Annotated in this window: 4 protein-coding genes; 1 reads left to right on the top strand and 3 read right to left on the bottom strand. The window is 19.8% G+C overall.

Features of this window, described 5'->3' with window-relative positions:
* Together Q1J60_RS01040 and Q1J60_RS01035 are read right to left on the bottom strand one after the other, a co-directional pair.
* Positions 1-1,339 (bottom strand): DUF4135 domain-containing protein (locus tag Q1J60_RS01040; RefSeq protein ID WP_300257310.1); only part of this gene is annotated, 1,339 nt, incomplete at its 3' end.
* A 103-nt stretch (positions 1,340-1,442) separates the two neighbouring features.
* Entirely contained in the window at positions 1,443-1,631 is a 189-nt protein-coding gene (locus Q1J60_RS01035; RefSeq protein ID WP_111936944.1) for a hypothetical protein, read from the bottom strand.
* 161 nt (positions 1,632-1,792) lie between these two features.
* On the opposite strand from Q1J60_RS01035, the gene Q1J60_RS01030 reads away from it, so the two are divergent.
* Positions 1,793-2,533 carry an ABC transporter ATP-binding protein gene (locus Q1J60_RS01030; protein WP_300257307.1) on the top strand — a complete coding sequence of 247 codons (741 nt, stop codon included), beginning with the start codon at positions 1,793-1,795 and terminating at the stop codon, positions 2,531-2,533.
* Positions 2,534-3,253: 720 nt separating this feature from the next.
* On the opposite strand, the gene Q1J60_RS01025 is transcribed toward Q1J60_RS01030, so the two are convergent.
* The gene (locus tag Q1J60_RS01025) at positions 3,254-3,643 is read right to left on the bottom strand and encodes a hypothetical protein (RefSeq protein ID WP_138289873.1); all 390 of its coding nucleotides are present in this window, start codon (positions 3,641-3,643) and stop codon (positions 3,254-3,256) included.
* Positions 3,644-4,082 lie beyond the last annotated feature (439 nt).

The following is a 4,082-nucleotide window of genomic DNA, read 5'->3' as shown; positions in this document are numbered from 1 at the left end:
TATTAACTAAAGGAATATTATTCTGAGACTTAACATTAAATTCTTTATACTCAAACTTAGGATTATTTATATCTCCTACTAATTGTAATATTTTAAATGGTAATTTTTGATCTTTATAACTTAATGCACTTATATCTATACCTTGTCCATTTTTATTCATAAAAGCAGTATTGCTAGGTAAAAATGACATTGCATTTATAGATTCTTCATAATTTAAAGAAATAACATCAAAAACATCCTCTATATTATCTTTAAATGAATGTACAAAAAGAGTTTCTAAATCTATTAAATATGGATGCTCTCCACTAGCTATTATATTTTCATGATGAAAATCATTTCCCTTTAAATGATAAGTTAAACCTATTAGTTGTCCAATTCTTTTGTAATATCTTTTTACTTCATCATAATTTTCACATTGCTTAATATCTATATATTCTTCAATTGTATAAAAATCATTATAATAATTTCTTGGTATTGCTAACTTTTCCAAGTTTGAAGTTTTATTTATCCATGATAACAACTCGTAAAACTTTTTTGCTATAAATAAGTTTTTAGGCTTATATATTATTTTAGTATTATTATTGAATTCATATTCAACAACAAATTTCCCACCAGCATGTGTATCCCCTAAATTTCCTTTAATGTTAGTTATTAATGAAGATATATTATGAACCAATTTTATATCCATATAATCTTCATCTATTCTTTTAAGTGATTCTAAATAATTTTCAACTACGTGTTTAGTTTTAATACACAATCTTCTAAGCATAACTGGATACTTTTCTAAAAAGATTGTAGTATTTTTTATATTATTAAAATTTTTAATATTAAATTCCTTAAACACTTTATAATTTTGATTATAATATTCATAAATAATAGTTTTACTACAAATGTTAGTTAAATTAAGTCCTACATTTATTAGCATCTTAATTACACAATCTTTAGATATTTGGATATTATTATATTTATTAATTTCATTATCTATTTTAATTTTTGCCCAATTTATAAATATATTTAAAAAGTAAAATACATTATTATAATCATACAATTCAAATTTATTATTATCTTTATAAAAATTAATTATTTCATTGTAAATCTTATACCATTCCATAGTTTGAATATCTAAATTATATATATCTTCTTTACAATTTAAAATTGTTGAAAATTGCTCTTGGGTTATGTTTTCCAATTTTAACTTATGTATAATATTTTCATATTTTAATATATTATCTTTATTAATCCATTCAGTTAAAATTTGTGTTGAACAATCTTTATCTAATAATTGACCATTAAAATTTTTTAATTTTTCATTATTAGTCAAAACGGCATTTATATTCATTAATTTTATCCCCTTTTTAAAAAATAAAAATAATAAAATTAATATAATATAAATATTACACTAATAATATTATTTTTATTTTTATACTTTTAAATTAAATTTTTTATTTGCTTGTTGTAGCACTAGCCCAAGATGCTAAACTAAGACTACCTATAAATACAGTAGAAACATAAGTAGATACTACTGCTGAAACAGTTCTTGGTTCTATATCAACCTTAGTTTCTCCTTGAGAAAAGCTTTCCTCAAAATCTGGTCCTATCATAGCTAATGCATCTGGATTAAAATTGTTCATATTAATTCCCTCCCACAATTTAATTAAATTTATCATAAGACATTTTTTATTTCACCATAAATAATATATTATGTAAATAAATTACTTTTATGTTTTTTCATTGTTTTTTTTTCTTTTAATGGTATAATTATTTTAATAAATTATAAGAAAGTAGGATGTGTATGATTTCTATAAAAAATATAACTAAACACTATGGTAAATTTAAGGCTGTTGATAATATTAATATTGAGATGAAAGAAGGAAATGTTATAGGCTTAATTGGTCCAAATGGAGCTGGAAAAACAAGTACTATTAATATGATTATAGGACTATCTAATCCAACTAGTGGTAGCATTGAAATATTTGGTGAAAAAATGGATACAAGCTCCATCTCAGTTAAGAAATTAATAGGATATGTTAGTGATAATTCAAACAGATTTTTAAAACTAAAAGGAATAGAATATCTTAATTTTATTTCAGATATTTATAAAATATCTTCAACTGAAAGAAAGACAATTATTTGGGAATTATCCAATTTTTTCGAAATGACAAATCATTTAGACAAAAGAATAGAAGATTATTCAAGGGGAATGAAACAAAAAATATTTATTATTGCATCATTATTACACAAACCTAAATTATGGATATTAGATGAGCCATTTAATGGTTTAGATCCTTCTTCAAGTCATAACCTTAAAGAATTCATAAAAAAATATGCTAAACAAGGAAACATAATATTAATATCATCACACATATTGGAAATAATGGAAAACTTGTGTGATGAACTTATATTAATTAAATCAGGTAAAACTTTATATAGTGGAAATATAAAAAATCTCAAAAAAAACTTTAATGAAGATACATCTTTGGAAGAAATATACATGGAGGTGTTAAATAACAATGGGATTTTGGAAGTTAATTAAGGTTGATTTAAAGATAAAATATAATACAATTTTTAATTCACATAGCACTCTTAACAAAACAGATAAAATAACTGTATTTATATTTATTTTATTATTGATTATTTTCCCTTTAGAATTTTCAATTATCAAAAACTATCCAACTTTAAGTGCTTTAAATTTAGAAAATATTATATTAAATATGATTTTAAATATTGAAATTATAATTATATCTATAATAACTATTATTGGAATAATTAATAACTTTTTTTTAGAAAGTGATATTTTTAATTTATGGTTCTATCCAATAAAATCTAAAGATATATTCTTTTCTAAGTGCTTTTTGGAATATTTAAAAGGATTAATGATATCATTAATTGGCCTAGTTCTTTTAATAACTTTTGGAATCTTAAAAAACTGGACAATCTACTATTATTTTAAAGCAATAACTTTAACTCTACTAATACCAATAATATGTATATTTATTATTTTTAATTTTTTCTTGTTTATATCACTATTTTTTAGTAGTACAAAAAAATTTTTATTAAATAAAATATTTTTTTGTATTGTTCAATTTTTAAATATAATTTATATATACTTTTATATTATAAATAATAAAATTGATTTCTATAATTTTTTTAATTTTATACCTAAATTATTTTTAAATAAGATATCAATTGACTATTTCTTATTATTTATAATTATAACTAATATAACTTTGTTTATATTTTATACAAGTGATATTTATTTAGATGTAATTTTATCTGGTTCTAAATTTAAATTTTTACAAACTAAATCTAAAATAACCAACAATAAAAATTTTAAATTTAAGTCACATAATCTTATAATTTCCCTTATAATTAGAGATTTAAAAGAAATTTTAAGAACTCCTATTTTATTTGCAAATGCTATTATACCCAATATTATTTTCTTTTTATTTATAATATTAGTTACTTCAAATATATCAAATGTTATAAAATCAACTGAATTTTTTTTGATGTTTATAGTTGTTATACTATCAGTAACTATGACAAGCTTTAATACAATTGGAACTTTTGCATTTTCAAGAGAAACAAACAATCTAAAATTATTAAACTTTTTACCTTTTAATAATAAGCACTTTTTTATTTCCAAACTTAGTATAGCTTTATTATTTAATATAATAAATTTAATTTCTATAAATATATTAATCATTATAATAAATAATAATATATTAAATATAATTTTATTAAATACAATAGTAATATTCACTATGATATCAACAATACTTATAAATATTACTACAGATTTTACTTCTACAAAGAAATCAATACTAAACTTATCAGAAGTATTTAATAATATAGAATTAATGCTTAAACCACTTGTTAAGATAATGCCACTGATACTAATCTATTCAATAACATTTATTTTTATATCTAGGGTAAACTTTTCATACAAATTTAAAGGTATATTTTTAATTTCAATATACTTATTAATAAATATATTTTCTATAACCTTAAGCTACAGACAAATAAAAAAACTCCCAAAAACTAATGAATATTAATAATAATTAAAAAGATCTATTATATATTAT

It is taken from the genome of Clostridium sp. (assembly GCF_029258205.1).
Taxonomy (GTDB): domain Bacteria; phylum Bacillota; class Clostridia; order Clostridiales; family Clostridiaceae; genus Sarcina.
Note: the sequence above shows the minus strand (reverse complement) of the source record. Positions and strands in the feature narration are given on the sequence as shown.

Bases quoted from the DNA above. Each gene is read 5' to 3' on its own strand.
- Q1J60_RS01035 (WP_111936944.1), bottom strand. From the start codon at position 1,631: ATGAACAATTTTAATCCAGATGCATTAGCTATGATAGGACCAGATTTT.
- Q1J60_RS01030 (WP_300257307.1), top strand. From the start codon at position 1,793: ATGATTTCTATAAAAAATATAACTAAACACTATGGTAAATTTAAGGCT.